The organism is Moorena sp. SIO4A5 (genome assembly GCF_010672005.1).
GTDB lineage: Bacteria > Cyanobacteriota > Cyanobacteriia > Cyanobacteriales > Coleofasciculaceae > Moorena.
In genome coordinates this window covers 43,379-61,805 of record NZ_JAAHHZ010000002.1, presented here as the reverse complement: position 1 = coordinate 61,805, position 18,427 = coordinate 43,379, and the positions used below count along the sequence as shown (strand labels likewise).

At 43.5% G+C, this 18,427-nt stretch carries 17 protein-coding genes; 8 read left to right on the top strand and 9 right to left on the bottom strand.

Annotation, left to right across the window (positions count from 1 at the left end; translation table 11 throughout):
• Positions 1–822: 822 nt before the first annotated feature.
• From F6K57_RS41825 to F6K57_RS01765, 3 genes are all read right to left on the bottom strand, one after another.
• Positions 823–1,407 carry a hypothetical protein gene (locus F6K57_RS41825; RefSeq protein WP_364300794.1) on the bottom strand — a complete coding sequence of 195 codons (585 nt, stop codon included), beginning with the start codon at positions 1,405–1,407 and terminating at the stop codon, positions 823–825.
• The gene (locus F6K57_RS41820) at positions 1,408–1,746 is read right to left on the bottom strand and encodes a hypothetical protein (RefSeq protein ID WP_364300791.1); all 339 of its coding nucleotides are present in this window, start codon (positions 1,744–1,746) and stop codon (positions 1,408–1,410) included.
• 127 nt (positions 1,747–1,873) lie between these two features.
• Positions 1,874–3,184: an ATP-grasp domain-containing protein gene (locus F6K57_RS01765; protein WP_293024611.1), complete on the bottom strand. Its 1,311-nt coding sequence runs from the start codon at positions 3,182–3,184 to the stop codon at positions 1,874–1,876.
• Positions 3,185–3,772: 588 nt separating this feature from the next.
• Here F6K57_RS01765 and F6K57_RS01760 point away from each other — a divergent pair.
• From F6K57_RS01760 to F6K57_RS01745, 4 genes are all read left to right on the top strand, one after another.
• Entirely contained in the window at positions 3,773–5,170 is a 1,398-nt protein-coding gene (locus tag F6K57_RS01760; protein ID WP_293064273.1) for a hypothetical protein, read from the top strand.
• Positions 5,171–5,258: 88 nt separating this feature from the next.
• The gene (locus tag F6K57_RS01755; protein ID WP_293064270.1) at positions 5,259–6,545 is read left to right on the top strand and encodes a pitrilysin family protein; all 1,287 of its coding nucleotides are present in this window, start codon (positions 5,259–5,261) and stop codon (positions 6,543–6,545) included.
• A gap of 258 nt (positions 6,546–6,803) precedes the next feature.
• Positions 6,804–8,078: a pitrilysin family protein gene (locus F6K57_RS01750; RefSeq protein WP_293040457.1), complete on the top strand. Its 1,275-nt coding sequence runs from the start codon at positions 6,804–6,806 to the stop codon at positions 8,076–8,078.
• Positions 8,079–8,218: 140 nt separating this feature from the next.
• Positions 8,219–9,028: a peptidoglycan-binding protein gene (locus F6K57_RS01745; RefSeq protein WP_293024603.1), complete on the top strand. Its 810-nt coding sequence runs from the start codon at positions 8,219–8,221 to the stop codon at positions 9,026–9,028.
• A 197-nt stretch (positions 9,029–9,225) separates the two neighbouring features.
• Here the strand turns inward: F6K57_RS01745 and F6K57_RS01740 are convergent, their stop codons facing one another.
• Positions 9,226–9,885 (bottom strand): PEP-CTERM sorting domain-containing protein, encoded by a 660-nt coding sequence (locus F6K57_RS01740; protein ID WP_293024601.1) that lies wholly within the window; start codon positions 9,883–9,885, stop codon positions 9,226–9,228.
• A gap of 266 nt (positions 9,886–10,151) precedes the next feature.
• Here F6K57_RS01740 and F6K57_RS01735 point away from each other — a divergent pair, with 266 nt between their 5' ends.
• From F6K57_RS01735 to F6K57_RS41810, 3 genes are all read left to right on the top strand, one after another.
• Positions 10,152–10,586, top strand: coding sequence for a hypothetical protein (locus tag F6K57_RS01735; RefSeq protein WP_293024599.1), 435 nt, complete (start codon positions 10,152–10,154; stop codon positions 10,584–10,586).
• A 91-nt stretch (positions 10,587–10,677) separates the two neighbouring features.
• On the top strand, positions 10,678–11,133 hold the full coding sequence (locus F6K57_RS41815; RefSeq protein WP_364300783.1) for a response regulator: 456 nt from the start codon (positions 10,678–10,680) through the stop codon (positions 11,131–11,133).
• Positions 11,134–11,211: 78 nt separating this feature from the next.
• Positions 11,212–11,901, top strand: coding sequence for an adenylate/guanylate cyclase domain-containing protein (locus tag F6K57_RS41810; protein WP_364300889.1), 690 nt, complete (start codon positions 11,212–11,214; stop codon positions 11,899–11,901).
• Between the two features lie 161 nt (positions 11,902–12,062).
• Here F6K57_RS41810 and mnmH read toward each other — a convergent pair whose 3' ends face one another.
• The 3 genes from mnmH to F6K57_RS01715 form a co-directional block, all read right to left on the bottom strand.
• Positions 12,063–13,133 (bottom strand): tRNA 2-selenouridine(34) synthase MnmH, encoded by a 1,071-nt coding sequence (mnmH, locus tag F6K57_RS01725; RefSeq protein WP_293064265.1) that lies wholly within the window; start codon positions 13,131–13,133, stop codon positions 12,063–12,065.
• Positions 13,134–13,289: 156 nt separating this feature from the next.
• Complete coding sequence (locus tag F6K57_RS01720; RefSeq protein WP_364300886.1) at positions 13,290–14,027, bottom strand: hypothetical protein; 738 nt, start codon at positions 14,025–14,027, stop codon at positions 13,290–13,292.
• A 35-nt stretch (positions 14,028–14,062) separates the two neighbouring features.
• A complete protein-coding gene (locus tag F6K57_RS01715; RefSeq protein WP_293064262.1) occupies positions 14,063–15,409 on the bottom strand; it encodes a transposase in 1,347 nt (448 codons plus the stop codon).
• Positions 15,410–15,517: 108 nt separating this feature from the next.
• On the opposite strand from F6K57_RS01715, the gene F6K57_RS01710 reads away from it, so the two are divergent.
• Entirely contained in the window at positions 15,518–15,796 is a 279-nt protein-coding gene (locus F6K57_RS01710; RefSeq protein WP_293064260.1) for a hypothetical protein, read from the top strand.
• Between the two features lie 282 nt (positions 15,797–16,078).
• Here the strand turns inward: F6K57_RS01710 and F6K57_RS01705 are convergent, their stop codons facing one another.
• Both F6K57_RS01705 and F6K57_RS01700 read right to left on the bottom strand, forming a co-directional pair.
• Complete coding sequence (locus F6K57_RS01705; RefSeq protein WP_293064258.1) at positions 16,079–17,602, bottom strand: carboxypeptidase M32; 1,524 nt, start codon at positions 17,600–17,602, stop codon at positions 16,079–16,081.
• Between the two features lie 690 nt (positions 17,603–18,292).
• Positions 18,293–18,427, bottom strand: a complete 135-nt coding sequence (locus F6K57_RS01700) for a hypothetical protein (protein WP_293024593.1) — start codon at positions 18,425–18,427, stop codon at positions 18,293–18,295.

Genomic DNA, 18,427 nt, shown 5'->3' with positions numbered 1-18,427 from the left:
TCATTGTTGATGGTTTTCCCTTGTCTCCCTTCCCTTTGCTTGATCAGAGGTAGCCTGGGTGAAAGAGACGACACCAATCTCCTCTGATTCCCCTTTCTCCTTTTCCAAGTCCGCTGTTAACTATCATCAAGGAGCCAAGGCAAGTGGTATACCATTCAACTCAAACTTTCTATAAAGCTGAGATTTCACAGAATCCCCCTTACGCCATTGCCTAGGAGACATGACGCTGGCATTTTCTATTACACCTGAGCTATTGAAGGTTTTTAAATCAGCGCACCCACATATCCTTCTTTGGTTATCTAAAAAACTTGTATGTCAATTTTCTAATCTCGTAGGCGAGTAGGTGGGTTGTGGCAAAACATTAACGTAGTTATTTGAAGAAGAGTAGTAAGCGATGATCAACAAAGGTAATGTTAAGGTCAACAGCGCAATTACCGTACCCAAGACTTCTGCCCATCTATATGGGTGAGGGTCAGAAGAGTTGGCAGATGAGCCACTAAGTTCCATAAATTAATTTAAATTTAAACTAGGTCAGTTGAAAACGACGATTAGTTGGGTCTTATCATAAACCCTACATCCTCTATTTTATCGATTTATTTCCAAAGGATTGTTTTCTAGTAAACAATCTCAACCAAATTCCAGCCCGCTTAACGATACTTTGCAAAAAACTAGGCTTAACAAGGTTAAAAGTTGTAGGTTAAAGGTTGTAGGTTGTAGGTTGTAGGTTACCGGTTATAACCCACATTACCCATGTCAGTTTGTAGTATGCAAAGTATGATGTAAATCCGACCAATGGGTAATGGGGTGGCGAATCAATGCCTGTCAATGCTCGAGAGCCTTTTGAACCAAGATGGGAATTTGGGAAGGGCGTTCGGCTACTGGGATTCTCCCTTGCTTAAATACTGCCACTTTTCCCTGTGCCGTAGACACTTTAGTCATATTACTCATAGCCTCTGGTAGGTGAGTCGATAGCATAGCACTAGGGTTACTAATTAGTTGTGTCTCTGGTGTATAACGTCCTGCAATGTAGGAAATCACTGGTTTATGGATTTCCTGGGCTATATAGGCAGCGGCGGCCACGTCTTCGTAGCCGCCACCAGTCTGATCAACTAGGACAATAACGTTTGTAGCTTTATCTTTTTCCAAAACCTCCAGCCAATAGCTAAACGAAGAACCAACAATTGCTTCACTGCCAAGGTTAATCGCGATTGACTGTCCTAGGTTGGCTTGAGTTAAGCCAAAAGCCACTTCGTAGATCAGATAACTACCACGGGTAATTAATCCCACTGAGCCAGGGGTGTAAAATTCACTTTCGTGAGTCCCTAGCAAAACTTTTCCTGGAACAATAATTCCAGAACTGCTCGGACCAAGAATAATTGTCTTAGTAGCTTGGGCAATAGCTATCAATTATACCATATCCAAGGGAGGAATACCACCAGTCACTAGAATAATTTGCCCTATCCCAGCATCTATCGCTTCCAAGGCAGCATCTTTGACCTGGTAAGATTCTTCAAAAATAATGGTTGTGTCTACAGCTTCGACATGATGGCAAGCCTGCTCTACTAAATCAAATACAGGAATGCCATGTAAGGTTTGCCCTCCCTGACCAGTACTAACTCCGGCTACGACATTGGTGCCATAGGCTTTCATCCGGGCAGCGTAGTACAAACCTAAGGGTTGTGTAATACCTTGTACTAGGACTTTGCTATCGCTGCTCAAGTTAATTGGTGATTGATCCTTAGTCATTTGTTGTTTGTCATTGGTCAATGATCAATGATCAATGATCATTGATCATTTTGAGTTGCCAGAAGACTCTGGCTAATCAAAAAGGATAAGGAACAAAAGAATCGTAACTGAGCACTGACGCACTCAGCTAGCTGACTAGGTTAGGACGTCGTGACCCCTTCTTGGCAAGAGATACAGCTTGCTTGACTGCCTCATCTAAATTGTCTGTAAAGTGTACCGGGAGCTGAGCCAAACGCTGTTGAATCGAGTGAAAATTTGTCCCAACTAAACGGATCACAAGGTGAGGTCTCTCAATCCCAGAGGCTGATCCAGGAGATTTGCCCTTAGATAACAGGTCTTGGTGAAGGGAGCTAAGGGGATGACTGGTGGAATTTTGCTCCTGGTTCTCTGAATTGAGTACAGCTGTTTCCCAACTTTGAGACAGTAGATAGTTGGCAATCATCTCAGCTGCGGCATTGCTGGTAGCCCTATTGCTCAAGATATTCACTAAGACCACTTTAATCCCTTCGGATGTGGTTAGTTCTCGCAAAGCCTCTTGCAGTTCCTCTATGGCAGCAGGGGTTATTGGCCAGTATTGGTTAGAGTTGATAGTTGGAACGAGATGACACTGTCTTGGTTTACCCTTTGCTTGGTATACCAGATCAACTGTTGTTGCAGCTAGACACATGCTGTTGCATATAATCCCGATGTTGCCTTTGAGATCACGACCTTTGAGATCACAACCATTGAAATTATGGCTTGAGTTAGTGGGCATCTCTTGGTAAAATCCACTGTCAGCCATGGTCGATGTCAAGTTGATCAAATCCTGATGACGTCTCAGAGCCTTGTCGTTGATAGCAATCCTGCCATCAAGAGCCATGAGTTCACCAGTCGGGCTAACACCGAGGGGATTAATTTCCACTATGTCCAAATCTTTTTGGACAAAAAGTTGGTACATTTTATTAATAATCCCACTCACTGACTCAATCAGGTTACCATGAAGTCCCATTTTGATGGCAAGACGCCGCCCATAGAAGGGTGAAAAGTTTTGCTCGACCACAACCTTTTGCATATCGGTGATCAAGGCTTTGGTGTCCATACGCCCTTGGGAAGAACCAAATAGCACAGGACGGGCCAAGTTGTAGTCTAGGAACACGGCTAGATAAAATTCTTGTTCAGCATTGTAACGGGATTCTGCTAGCAGCACTTGAGGATGCTTACCCAGAATCGGGAGTTTGAAAATTGCCCTAGCTGCTGCGATCGCATCGATGGTATTCTCTACACACCGGATGCGACGAGCTGGGTTGTCTCCATAAGTAGATACTTGAGATTTGAGCACCACCGGATAGGGAATCTGTAATCCCTTGATGTCGGTAGGATGGTCAATGCGTTGAGCAGGCAAAACCGGAATGCCAATCTCACGGAATAATTCTTTAGCCTGGTATTCTAGTAGATGCATGATTCGCGAACAATCCTAAGCACGACATTTCAAATCTTTTGCCACTTGGTCCATGCTGTAGAAACACTTCCGTGAAAGTGTCTGCCAGCTGAAGCGGCCTGAAATTGGTTATTAAAAACAGGAAAATTATTCCCCCAGTAGCCCCTAGGTAGAATAGGTAGAAGGGAAGCAGGTGTCGATCGCTTTAAACGCCATCACTGAGTTATTAATCCATGATAGGAGTTAGGAGTTGATAACTCCAGATCACCGCCGCAGCCAGATCACGGTAGCTGTTTGTTGATGGTTCTAGATAAGTGCGGATCTTGGCATGTCTAATCGTAAGGTTGGAAGTCTAGACCCAATCAAAGATGACGGTGTCGGAGGATGTCACTGCTTGCTTCTTTGATTCTTCATAATTTCCCCCTAACCCCTATAATTCCTCACTGTTGCCTTAATATCTCACCAATTCCTGCCTAACCACTGGCAGCATAGGAGGATATTTTGGGTTAAGATTAAGTACCTTTTTTGGTATCCCTGGCTTTCCTCCTGCTACAGGCAATGGATTCTAACCAGTTAACCCCTGAGTCTAACCAAAGCAACGATCAATCAATGGATTCTGACGTTGCAGCCCATCCTTGGGACGAACCAATTTCTGATCCCGAGGCTCAAACCGATGAGCCATTCCCTGAAACACTACAACCCCATGAAGGAAATTCTAAAAGTACGTTTCTTTTGTTGGTGGTGGTGGGCATGGGATTGGGTTTAGTATTTTTAACCGGCGGCTTTTATGTTTTTACCCGTCCCTGCGTATTTGGGTCTTGTAGTTCACTGAATGAAGCTCAGCTATTGAGTAAAAAGTCAGCAGACACCCTGAAAAAACCCAAATCGGGAAAGGAGATTCTCGAAGCTCAGAAGCAATTAAAGACAGCGATTGAAGCACTCAAAGCAATTCCGTTTTGGTCAATGAAGCATGACACAGCACAAGAGTTGCTTCAAGCCTATCAAGTCAGAGGTAAAGACCTAGATCAGTTAGTGACAGCCATGCAAATGGCGGCTAGGGCAGGTCATAAAGGGAAAAATCCTCCCCATAAGGCATCAAAGTGGATAGCAATTCAAAAACTGTGGCGAGAGGCAATTGCCCGCCTTGAACAAATGCCTAAGGAGAGTAGCCTGAATGCTATAGCGCAACAGAAAATTAAGCTATATAAGGTCAATTTAGAGGAAGTTAATCGGCGATTACTCAAAGAAAGACAGGGTAATCAGATTATGAAAGCAGCTAAGAAAGCGGCTCAGATTGCCCAAGCTCGTCAGGGTGTAGCCCAGACTTTAGAGGAATGGCAACTAGTCTATAGTACTTGGAAAACCGCATTAGACCGTCTGAACAAAATTCCTAAAGGAACAACCGTTGAAGAGGACAAGCAACGACTGGAGGAATTCTATAAAAATAATCTGGCCAGGGCGCGCGATCGCAAAACCCAGGAAAAAATTGCTACCAACGCCTACAATCAGGGACTACGTTTGGCTCAGTTGGCTCAAAAAGCTCAGGGAAAGCAGCAATGGTCGGTGGCTGCGATTCATTGGCGCAACGCTTTAACTTACGTGAAGCAAGTTCCAAACTCTACGTACTACCACAAAAATGCACAGTCTTTAATTGAGCCTTATCAAAACGCCCTTAAGGCAGTTCAAAGCAAGTTGCAGTTGCAGGTAAAGTTAAAACAAATTGGTGGTGATCTTGAACAAATCTGTACTGGGGAAACTCGAGTTTGTAATTACACCATTCATGAAAGTCTGATTAAAGTAGAATTAACACCTACTTATATGTATCAGGTCAGACAAACAGCCATTACGGCTCAAGTCAGAGGTGATGTAGAGGCTCACGCTGGCATCGTCAATCACGTATTGACTTTAGAAGATGCCCTCAAAGGGATTAGCTATAATTCCGATATCCCTATGGAAATCTATACCGCTGATGGGGCTCTGATTCAGGTACACAGTCCTGGCACTTAGTTAGGGGAAGTTTCAAGTAGTAATCATGATCTTTAACACTGGGTTAATCAAAATTAACGTTAAGTAATATGATGTAAGAAGTTACACATTGAGATTAGAAGCATTGTTATCTGAGCCCCTACCTCAAGTAAAGTTTCCTGCTAGTGTTTTCAAACTGACCAATGGCTTGAATGTCATTCATCAATACCTAAGCGCTACACCAGTAGTAGTGGCGGATGTGTGGGTTGGTGCTGGTGCGATCGCAGAACCAGATGAATGGTATGGCATGGCTCACTTCTTGGAACACATGATTTTTAAAGGCACCGAGACCATTGCTCCTGGTGTGTTTGACTATGTGATTGAAAGCCACGGTGGTGTAACGAATGCGGCTACTAGCCATGACTTTGCTCATTTTTTCGTAACCAGTGCTTCTGAGTACTTAAAACACACCCTGCCTCCCTTGGCAGAATTACTCTTGCATCCTGCTATTCCTGAAGAAGAATTTGTCCGGGAACGGTGTGTGGTGTTAGAAGAAATTCGTGGCAGCTACGATAATCCTGATTGGGTTGGATTTCAGGCTCTTTCTGAGAGCGTTTACCAACGTCACCCCTATGGCAGACCGATTCTGGGTACTGAAGCGGATTTGATGGCTCACTCTCCCCAACAAATGCGCTGTTTCCACCAATGCCATTACCAGCCGCAAAATATGACTGTGGTGATTGTAGGTGATATTGACCAAGAATCAGCATTAACTATAGTTAACCAGTCATTTCAAGATTTTCCTTCCCCCACTGATTGTCCTAAACCAGAGGTGATAGCTGAACCACCATTTATCGGAATTAGGCGTCAGGAACTAAACTTGCCTCGCCTGGAGCACTCACGTCTATTGATGGCTTGGCACGGACCAGGGATAGATCAGCTTGGGGATGCTTGTGGTTTGGATTTACTCTCTGTGCTCCTGGCTGATGGACGCTCTTCTCGCTTGGTAAGAGAATTAAGGGAAGAGAAACAATTAGTGCAAGACATTGGTAGTAGCTTCTCTCTACAGCGTGATTCGAGTTTGTTTACTATTACCGCCTACCTAGAACCCGAGTACCTAGAACAGGTAGAAGCAATAATTAGGGAACACCTGTGGCAATTGCAACAGACACCAGTGTCAACCACAGAAATCAAACGCTGTCAACGTCAGCTCTATAACGACTATATTTTTTCCACAGAATCTGCTGGTCAACTTGCTGGTTTGTATGGTTACTACAACATTATTGCTACAGCAGAAGCAGCCTATAGTTATCCGATTGAGATTCAAAAGCTAACAGCTAATGACGTAATGCACTTAGCCCAGCGGTATCTTTCTCCCCATCGCTATGCTATCACAATCCTCAACAGTATGGCTTAAAGTATAGCTGAAATCGTAACTCATTTTGAGATTCAAAAGCTCAGAGATTTAGACCTAATGCACTTAGCCGATGCGGTATATTTATATCTATCGCCTGAGCTATCACAATCATCAACAGGATAGCTTATATTGTAACTAATTAAAGGTAGTAAATCCTCACAAAGGCATGTAGTCAAAGTTGAAATTCGTGCATTGAAAATTTGAAATTTGAAATTTGCCTAAAACCTAAAACTATCCAGCCTAAGACTTAAGACTATCATGCCTAATATCACACTAAAGCAACAACAGAATATCCATCGCACAGTGCTAGATAATGGCATCGTGGTGATTGTAGTTGAAAATGCTGCTGCTGATATCATTGCCAGCCGTCTATTTATTCGGGCAGGTAGTCAGTTCGATCCACCAAACCAAGCTGGGCTATCTCACCTCGTCTCAGCAGTTATGACCAAGGGAACCCAAGACTTATCCTCTATAGACATTGCCGAACGGGTCGAGTCTATGGGGGCTCAACTTGGTGCTGATGCGGCTAACGATTATTTTCTACTCTCCCTGAAAACCGTTGCAGCTGACTGGTTTGAAATGTTACAGCTAGCAGGGCAGATTTTGCGATCGCCTAGTTTCCCAGATGCTGAAGTAGACCTAGAAAGGTACCTAACCATTCAAACTATTCGTGCGCAACAGGAGCAACCCTTTAACATTGCCTATAAGCAATTGCGACAAGCAATGTATCAAGACCATCCCTACGGCTTTTCAGTGTTGGGAGAAGAAGCTACCGTATCTACACTGGGTCGAGCTGACTTAGAACACTATCATCAGACTTATTTCCGCCCTGATAACCTCATAATTAGTATTGCAGGTCGTATTAACTCAGAAGATGCGATTGGGCAGGTGGAGCAAGTGTTTGGGGATTGGCAAGTTCCCGATACACCCCTGAGCAAACCCTCCTTACCCTCCCCGATTGCAAAACCCTGCCAAGTGACCACTGCCCAAGAGACGCAGCAGTCCATTGTGATGCTGGGTTATCTTACCTCAGCCGTACAAGAGGCTGACTTTGCTACGCTGAAACTCCTGAATACCTACCTGGGCAATGGTCTTTCTAGCCGCTTGTTTGTAGAACTCAGAGAAAAACGGGGTTTAGCCTATGATGTCTCAGCATTGTTTCCGACACGCCAGTCGGCTTCTACGTTTATAGCCTACATGGGGACAGCACCGGAAAATACAGAAACTGCCCTGGTTGGTCTGGTTACCGAAGTGGAACGTCTTTGTTCTCAACAACTGAGTCAGGATGAATTGCAAGTTGCCAAAAATAAGCTTCTTGGTCAGTATGCACTAGGTAAACAAACTAATGGTCAGCTAGCTCAAGTCTATGGCTGGTATGAGACGATCGGGCTAGGAGTTGAGTTTGATACCCTGTTTCAACAGGATGTGACAAGGGTTACTCCAGAGATGGCTCAAGCAGCAGCTAATCGTTATTTCATTGAACCTTATATTTCTCTAGTCGGACCTGCTGAAGCAATCAACTTCCTCGGTTAACAGAGCAAACTAAAAACTTGAGGTCTCTCCCGTGTTTTACCTTTTAACCGGGGGAGATCTCAATATATTGTTGTCTATAAATCCGCTTGAATCGATAAAGTTAAATTAAGTCGTGACAAGATTTAATTGGCTGTAAAGATATGGATTCTATACACACCACTAACAGCATCATCGGTATAACTATCTTTGGATCAGTAGCCCTTAGCTTAGGGAACTTGCCAGCAGTTGCCCTTGAAGCCAATGGCGTTGTCCCAAAACTGGCTCAAGCAATTACCCCAGTCAAAATCAACCGACCAACTCTCGATATTGGTAGTGAGGGGGAAAGAGTATCTGAATTACAAGCAGTTCTTAAATTATTAGGGTATTACACAGGAGAGGTAAATGGGTTTTATGGAGATAATACTGCGATGGCTGTCTCCAAGTTGCAGCAAGAAGCGGGTTTGACTCCCCATGGCATCATGGGAGCTGCTGAATGGAATCTTCTGTTTCCGAGCATCCCACCCAATCCAACATCCTCAACCTCTACTTCAAATCCCTTACCCTCAGCAAGTATAAGACCCCCGACCACCTCTGATGGCATCTCAGCTTCATCCTTTCCGACGCCTTCCATCACACAAGCTATTACCCAAACCACCACAACTAGTTCCAACCCTTCCTCCCCAGCAACCAGCACTAGCTTTGGTAATCGCACTACGACAACAGGCAATGCGGTCACTGTTGAGAGAACTAAGCCTAGCGCTATAACCTTACCAATTCTCCGACAAGGTATGCGTGGTCCAGCAGTCCAGCAATTGCAGAGGCGACTGAAATCTCTTGGTTTTTTAAAAGCCACAGTAGATGGGGTATTTGGAGAGGTTACGAAAGCCGCAGTACAAACGGCTCAGCGCAAGTTCAAACTAGAACCTGATGGCATTGTTGGTCCTGCTACTTGGAATGCTTTGCTACGTTGATGAAATTTTTGTTGAACGCGCACGCGTGGCCGTTCGCGCAGCGTGGCCTACGGCCTTAAGGCCATGGTTGACGATTGAAAGTGAAAAGTTAACAGTTAACAGTTCACTAATCAACCGTCAACAACACACTAGTTATATTTTTATTATATTTTTAGTTATATTGTGTCCGGTTGACTAGTTATCAATCTTGATGAAGATTACTGCTTTGCTTGTTTCTGCTGTTTGAGTTCGTGCTTCAATACTGAACTAATTCCTAAAGCCCCCAAAGCGAAAATTCCTAGGGTAGAAGCAGGTTCGGGAACTCTTTCACCTGTAGACAATGACAGCTCAGCACGAGATACAATGGCATCATCTCCATAAAATACCGGAATTTTGCCACTATTGGCATTAAAGACGTTCACGATTTCTCCTGAGTCGTAAAACTCCAGTAAATTTAAAGACAGCGATTGCTTAGTTCCTACTGGGAGATTGCGGATCAGATCAATAGTAATAGTATCCAATCCTATGATACCAAATAAATCGGTAGTAATCAGGGCGTTGTGTGGTGTCAGGTCTAAAATTAGTTCCGCTTGCGATAAGTCATTGATTGATGTCGCCAAGTCAGAAAAATCAAAGCTCCAACTGGTATCTTCATCAATCCCATTACCAAGGGTGGTGTTATCCCCAGTCCTTTCTATGGTAAAATCGCCGTTTTGTAGGGTTTGACCAATACTGGCATTTAGTATTGTAGAAGGAGTTGAACTGCCAATCGCTTCAGCTGTGAAATCAAGACGACTAGCCAAGGCTTTTTCAGGTATTAAGCAACTGCTCAAAACGACGGCAACTGTAGCCACTGAGAACCCTTTTAAAGTAAGCATTTTAATAGTTCCAAACCAAAACTAACATTAGAGTTAATGTAAAAATAACTCTATTATACTTCGGTGAGAGAATTTTATCACAAAAAAGGCAATACTCCAGATAAAGATTTATTAAGTCCTTTTTAAGCATTCAGGCATCAGGAAATAAAGGACTTTAAGCCTCCTTACTTCAGTCAAGGGTGCTGACGCTACTTTTTCTTGATTTCTGGGAATTCTGTGAATGTAACTCCTAACGATTTGTCAGTCAAGCAGGATGGCACAAGCAAATGTTATTCAAATCTTTAGCCCAAGGGGTTTCCAAGGTTTCTGGGAAAGTTACCCTTCCCCTGATCTTGGTCATACCATTTGTCCTGCAAATCTTCGCAGCAGTGGGACTTGTGGGATATCTGTCCTATAGAAACGGCAAGACAGCGGTTAATGATGTTGCGACTCAACTGCTTGAAGAAGTCAATGCTCGGGTTGAGCAGAATTTGGAGGCTTACCTAACCATTCCTCATCTAGTTAATCAGATTAATGCCACTGCCATTAATCTAGGTCAATTGAATTTGCAAGATATTCCTGAATTAGAGCGTTACTTTTGGCAGCAGCTTCAGATCTTTAATACCCTTACATTTACTGGATTAGGCTTAGAGAATAAAGACAACCTAGGAGCAGAACGATTAGATGATGGTACACTGATACTAAGAGTTTCCACCAATTGAATCCATCGCTCCAGTCCCCGACTTCACCAATGAAACCCCGAACTTCACTGGAGCCTTAGCAGCAGACAGTGGATATATCAAAATTTTGATTGTGGACGATGAACCAGTCAACCGCCAGGTTATTAGCAATTATCTTTCCATGGAAAATTATGCGATCGCTACAGCCACTAATGGTTTAGAAGCTTTAGAAATTCTCTCAAGTCGTTTCCAGCCTGACTTGATATTACTGGATGTGATGATGCCCCGCATGACCGGCTATGAAGTCTGTGAAAAAATTCGCCAGAAGTTTTTGCCCAGTGAACTTCCGGTGATCATGTTAACCGCCAACAATCAAGTTTCTGATTTGGTGGAAGGGTTTACTTGTGGGGTAAATGATTATCTGACTAAGCCTTTTTATAAGCATGAATTGTTAGCCCGAATTAAAAGTCATCTACGGCTTTATAAAATTACCTCTGCTTATGGTAAGTTTGTCCCCCATGACTTTTTGCGCTTCCTGGGATATGACAGTATTGTTGATGTTAAATTAGGGAACTATGTTCAAAAATAAATGACTGTTATTTTTGCTGATATTCGATCTTTTACCAGCTGATCAGAACAGTTATCTCCTCAAGAAAACTTTAATTTTATTAATAGTTATCTGAGTCGAGTTAGTCCAGCAATCCGGGCTCACAACGGGTTTATTGATAAGTACATTGGAGATGGAGTGATGGCACTTTTTCCTGAGTCAGCGGATGATGGGGTTCAAGGTGCACTTGAGATGCAACAAACAGTGGCGGTCTACAACCAGCATCGGTGCCAAAGTGATTATGTTCCGATTACTATCGGTATTGGTTTACATACAGGTAGCTTAATGCTAGGAACAATCGGTGAACAAAAGCGGATGGAAAGTACGGTTATTTCTGATGCAGTGAATCTTGCTTCCCGCTTGGAAGGATTAACCAAACTTTATGGTGCAGGGATTATGATTAGCCAACAAACCCTCTATAACCTGAATGAGTTTCAAAAGTACAGTTATAGGTTTCTGGATCGAGTCAAAGTTAAAGTAAAAAATAAACCGGTGGCAGTATTTGAGCTATTTGATCAAGATCAGCCGCAACTGAAGCAGTTAAAGATAAAAACTAAGAGTAACTTTGAACAAGCTGCATTTCTCTACCATCGGCAAGCTTTCGCCCAAGCTGAACAGATATTTCAGTCAGTTTTACAAACTAATCCCCAGGATAAAGCAGCCATGCTCTATGTCAAACGCTGCCAAAAGTCTCAAAACTATGGGGTGCCAGAGGACTGGGAACGGGCAGAAGCGTTACATGAGTCATAATTTAGCGTTGCCCAATTGTGCAATAATTGAGGGTAATGAGTAAAAAACTTCAACTATGAACTTAACCGAAACAACCGGACACGATATCATTCTTTTTTATCAGTAAGTAATCATCCGAATTTGATAAGTCCTCGGACATAAAATATTGACTTGCTGATTAACTATCCTGAGCATAATTCTGTCCAAGACACTAAACTATTGACAAAAGTCTGAACACTGTGCTCTGATAAATCCACAATCGGTAACGTCGATACTACATTTCCATAACACTTACTAATCGAGCGGCGGTAAGCTGGATCATAATGACTTTCAAGCAAATCTCCTACCAAAGCATGACCTTGACCCCCATCAATCATCCCATACCACTGGTTAATTTTTTTCCAGCCATAGCGAAACCTTAGACACTCTAGCTTACTTTTGAAAAACTCAGGGTTAGTAAGCAAGTGAGGATACTCTTGCAACAACCATTCAATTCTACGTGCCAGGGGTAACTCAACTTCCACACACCTAGCATCCTTCATATTTTGCCATACTGAATGAGGCAAATAAATTTTTCCAATCTTATTGCTTTCTGCTTCTACCCATACTGGCTTATCGACATCAAAGCGTTGCAATTTTTCCAATAGCAGGGATTCAAACCATTTTTGTGACGGTTGAGATAATGGTTCACCTTCCCACTCTTGACCCAGCAGGGAACCTCGATGATTGGCTAACTCTTCCAAATCCAGCACCTGGACACCTCGCTTAGCAAGTTGCCGCAAGATCAGGGTTTTCCCACTACCGGTTAGTCCACACAATACCCGGTAAGTAAACTGTTGTGGCAACTGTTCTAATTCTTCCCTTACATAAGCTCGATAGGTTTTGTATCCCCCGTCGAGAACTGTAACTTGCCAGCCAATTTGAACTAACACTGCTGCCAAACTCTGGGAACGCTGTCCACCCCGCCAACAATAGACCAAGGGATGGTAATTTTTATCCTTAGCAGCAAAGTGACTTTCCAGATGTCTAGAGATATTCCCAGCAACTAGAGAGGCACCAATTTTACGAGCTTCAAAGGAAGACACTTGTTTATAGATAGTCCCTACCTTAGCCCGTTGCTGATCATCGAGCACAGGTAGATTAATCGCACCTGGCATATGATCCTCAGCAAACTCACTCGGGGAGCGCACATCAATAATTTCGCTGTAGTCTTCTTCCTTTGGCTGCTGGGTATAGTTATGCGATCGCTGCATTCGATGTTCAATTCTCTGTTTCCTGAAATAAGTGCCATCAATGGCTCAGTGTGCGGTAGTTGACACTGGTGAGTTTTTACTCTGAACACTGAGCACTGACGCACTTAATCCTATTATCGACGCATATGCTCCTCCAAAAGCTTTTTAGCCCGAGGCTTATAAATCAGATGGAACAACGCCGTGAACCGATACCAGGACAATCCGGAAAATCGTTGGGATGCGGGATAGGAACTGTTCCAATGCCCTATCATCCGGTTCATCAATCAATTCATCCAGCATTGCCAAGGTTTCCCGCACCCGACTAGCCGTGTTTCCCCAGCCTGCTTCAAAACCCATCTCTTGCAGCTTAAAGCGGAATTTATCATAGGATTCGCTGTCTGGGCGATCGCTTACAAATTCCAAGGCCAACTTCACCTGTTCTGAGAGTTGCTGGTGATTGTGAATGCGCTCGTTAATCAGTAGCTGGTTTCCTTGGAAATAAAGCACTTTCAAGAAACCGTACAACGACTCCAACCACTGCTCAGGGTCTTGAAAGAGTTTACTGGAGAGATAGCGGTTTAGGAAGCGGACTCCCTTACCAATATTCTTGGGATCGCGAATGACTGGGCTGTAGTCATAAAACGGCTGAAAATCCAGCTGGAGAACCTCCCCGACCTTGGGGTTGTAGCGATTGACAAAGCGATCGCGTATATTCAGCAGTTCCTCTGGTGTAACCTCTTGCGCCCTTAAGTCTTCAAACAGACGGAAAGCTCTTTTAGCCGCAATTTTTGGTCGGATAATCAAGCATAGACTTTCATCTTCCAGAATAATTTCTTGGGTGTAATAAATCAGCTTCCCTAAATGAGAAGAATGATAAAAGTATTCGGATTTTTTGTGGTTAGTGCAGTATTCAATGAACTACCCCGCCCTGGACGTTCGCGTAGCGTGGCCTACGGCCAGGACGGGGTGTCAGCAGACCCGTCTTTAGAGCGTGATTTTTGACGCTTCATCTTTCCTAGTTGCTTCATAGATCCAGTATGCTTACTGGCCTTTGAAGTAGAGCTAGAAAATCCACGTTTTTCGAGGTCAGTCCCGTACCCCGGCTGCTTTCCATTAGCTGCATTGAACATTACCATTGTGCTTGTCTTGTCCCTGTCAAACTCAAACCCGCAAGCGTTACAAACATGGTATCTGTTTGACAATTCAGCCCAATATTTGTGAACTTTTCCGCACTCTGGACAACGCTGAGATGGCTTTAATTTTCTGGTCGGTAGTTGAAGGACAATTCCACCTTTTAGTTTGATTTTGTAGGTCAGCATTTTATTTAGAGTGCCAAATCCTACATCTAAAATGGCTTTGTTCAATCCAGCTTTTTGCTTCTTTCTTTTTGACCCTTTTTTTGCTTTTCGGGTCATCCCTTTCGTGTTGAGTTTTTCAGTTACGCCGATGTCATAACGACTAGATAAATCTGACGTAACCTTATGTTGCCAATCTTTGCGCGCTAATCCAGCTTTTCTTTTTAGCTGAGATTCCTTTTTGTTCGCTTTCTTCCAACGCTTAGACGCTTTTATGCCTTTTTTAAAATTAGGAGCCTGTTTCCTCCGTTTCTCCTTCCCGGCTGCCTTCACCTTGGTTTCTAGAGTCTTTGTGAAGCGCTGGTTAGCTATTTCCTCAAACTCACTGCCATTAAAAGCTGTAATAGCTGTCTCAGTTCCTAGGTCATAGGCTACAATCTTCTCGTAAGTTAAGTCAGATTTTGACCCATATTTAGGATTAGGAGTTTCTGTCTTGACAGTTATTGAAGCATACCAAGTATTGACACCAGGCTTGTAAGTGATAGTTAAGGTCGTTGGAGTCCCCCAATATTTTGCCTGACCACGCATTTTTATAGTTAGGTCAAGATCGTTTAGAGTTAAGGTACCATTCTTCCCATCAGCATTAACTTTCCACCCAGCTTTACTGGGATAAGTCCATCCAGAGTATTTTCGGATTGGCTTATATTTTGGAATTCCACCTAACCCTTGAAAAAAGCGGTTATAGGCAAAATCTACTCTCTTCAGAGTGGCCTGCAAAGAAGTGCTATACAACTCCTTGTATTCCGGCCAACACTTCTTGAAATCGGGTAAACAATTTTGTTGCTCAAGGTATCCAATAGATTTTTTGTTTGCTTTCCACTCATAGCGGCGATCAGCTATCCCGGCATTGTAGAGTAATTGGTGAAGTTTTCTTGCATAAAACATCTTTGATGCAGCCGTTTTATTGGGATATAGACGGAATGTCTGCCTGAGAGTCGCCATAAGTGGAATCACCCCCTTGAATCTTGTGTTTTTTGTTTGTTATACTATTAGTATAGTTGATGATAAATAGAAATGTCAAGTACAAGAAGGAAAAAACCTCAGAAAAGAATGAGAGGAGCACCTGCTCATTATGACGAGCTAAAAAGACAACACGGAATCTGGCTTACAGACACTACTTGGAAATGGTTACAGCTCGCAGCTAAAGACTCCGGGGTAAGCGTTGGAGAATATATAGAGAGTTGGGTCAGGAAACAGGTTTCTAGTATTTGTTCGCGTAGCGTGGCCTTTGGCCAAGGGGCTATCCATCCCCCACCTGAACGTTCGCGTAGCGTGGCCTACGGCCAGGTGGGAGAATTTCGCCCCCTCAAACTCCCCCTATTTTGTTAAAAGCAGCCAGAATTTCGTTGCGCAGTAAATACCTGGGTTCTGCGGTTTTTAACTGGCTGGTAAAGTGACGTAGATCGCTCTTTTCGTCACTTTCGAGAACATCCTGAATTAGGTTGAGCATTGAAACTCCCCAAATACAAGTCAACTATATTTAAACCAACAACCCTATAAAAAATTCCTCTAAAGAATAGTGATTCCCGCGCACTACAGATCAGGAATAGATATTCTTTTAGATATATGGACAACGTTCTCGCAAAACCACTTTTTTGGCACAAACAAATATTAAAGCATGTAAAGCTGCCCATACTTCTGCCGGATGTAGCTGATGAATGGATCGATGCGTAAAGCAGTACCAGTGACGCTCTTAATCAATTCAGCTGCTGTGTATTTGCAACCGTGTTGGTAAATGTTGTCCTTCAACCAATTATGGAGCGTACTAAAGTTTCCTTGCTCAATTTTTGGTATAATTTCAGGTTGTTCCGTTACTGCAGCTTCAAAAAACTGGGCGCTCATCAAGTTACCCAAGGTGTAGCATTGGAACATTCCCCCAATCTGACCAGTGTACCAGTGAACATCTTGCAACACCCCGTCACTGTCATTCTCGGGAACAACCCCTAAATCTTCACGATAGCGTTCATTCCAGGCTTCCGGTAAATCCCTCACCTGCAGCCGACCCTCAAGCATCATCAGTTCTAAGTCAAAGCGGATCATGACGTGGAGATTGTAAGTCACCTCATCAGCATCCATGCGGATTACAGACCGCTGCACCTTGTTGATGGCCTGATAAAAGGCATTGAGGGAAACATTACCCAGTTGAGAGGGGAAGTACGATTGTACTTGGGGATAGAAAAATTTCCAGAAGCCCCGACTACGCCCAACTATATTTTCCCAAAGTCGGGACTGGCTCTCGTGGACACCCGAAGATGTCCCACAGGCAAGAGGAGTGCCTTCCAAATCTCGTCTAATTCCTTGCTCATAAAGACCATGACCCATTTCGTGGATGCTGCTAAATAGAGCTTGACTCAGGTCATCTTCATCAACACGGGTCGTAATGCGCACATCACCGGTAGAGAAGTTGATCATAAATGGGTGATGGGTTTGGTCTTGCCTTCCCCGCTCAAAGTCATATCCCATTTGCTTCATGACCTTGAGAGTCAAATCTAACTGTTGCTCTTCAGGATATCGTTGGTGTAAACAGTTGTCATCCGTGGGACTTTGGGCAGTAATAGCCTCCACAATTGGCACTAATTCCTCTCGCAACTGAGAAAAAAGCGTCCGCAAAATAGAGACTTTCATCCCATAGTCAGCAAAGTCAATTAACGGGTCAGCGATATGTTCGTAACCAGGGAAAAAATAAGCCATTTGACGGCTGAGGTCAAGGGTTTTTTCTAAGTAAGGACGCACCGCTGCAAAGTCGTTGGTAGCTCTTGCCTTTACCCAAACACTGTACGTTTCTGTCCGATGTTCAGAGAATTCTCCCATAAATTCCGCTGGCACCTGCACGGCTCTGTGGTAATTTTTTCTAGTGCAGCGGATTAAGCTAGCTTCGTCAGAAAAGTAAGGTAGAGTTTCTTCATAGGGGCGTAACCCTTCCAGCAGTTCGCCCATGGTTGGGTCAGTAAATTTACTATGGGCAATTTTTTGTAGAGTAGCCAGCTGACGTCCCCTAGCAGCTGCACCACCGGGAGGCATATAGGTTGCCTGATCCCAGTACAACAAAGATGCGGCTGCTTCTAAGTCGTTAATTTCACTAAGGCGTTTTTTGAGGTTGAGAAGTTTCGGTTGAGTTTTTTCGGTAGTCTGCATGATGCTAGATTGACACATTCAGGCTATTAGTTTAGGGTTACGGTATTTTGCCGAATAGTAAATGTACACCTGACGACCGAAAATAAAAATCTTACCCACAAAAATCTCCGATACTAATGAATCAGACAAGTGGGCTGAAAGCTAAGACCAAGTTGCGTTTTTCAAGTGCAATTTACTTATCGGACAATGGTGAAAATTCCCAAGTCCTTATTTCCTCTCGTTACGATTTAAGCTGCAACTTGGTACGAGCACTCTGGTAAAGCTAAGTAACTAACTCAGATGCTGATGGCTATGAAAACGTCATACCCATAACTGAGTGTTATAGCATAGTATTCGAACTACTATTGTGCCATTTCTTAAAAACTTACTAGTATAGTGTAATCCCTTAAAACCAGACAATTGCTCGAGCTATTGGCACAGTGGTAAGTATTCCTACCGACTGAAGCTCACAGCCACTAGCTTCGAGCTTCCCCAATACTCGCCGAAAGTAGGACCTGACAACGAATCTATATTGCACTCTCGTTTGGATCAGGACTTATGCACCCTTTCCGTGTACAACCTCTGTAAATCTGAAGTTCTGTGATCCGAAGTTCGCTTTTTCCTATTCGTTTAAAATTATTAAGTAAAACTTATTCGTAAAAACCTATTAGTAAAAACCTATTAGTAAAAACCTTGATTTTTCGTTTTATATCATGTCGGGATAATTACCCTTAATAAAAATCTCCCCCATCTCCCCATCTTCCCCTCCTGGGAGGGGTTAGGGGTGGGTTCCCATCTCCCCATCTTCCCATCTCCCCATCTCCCCACACTTCCCACCCTCCCCAC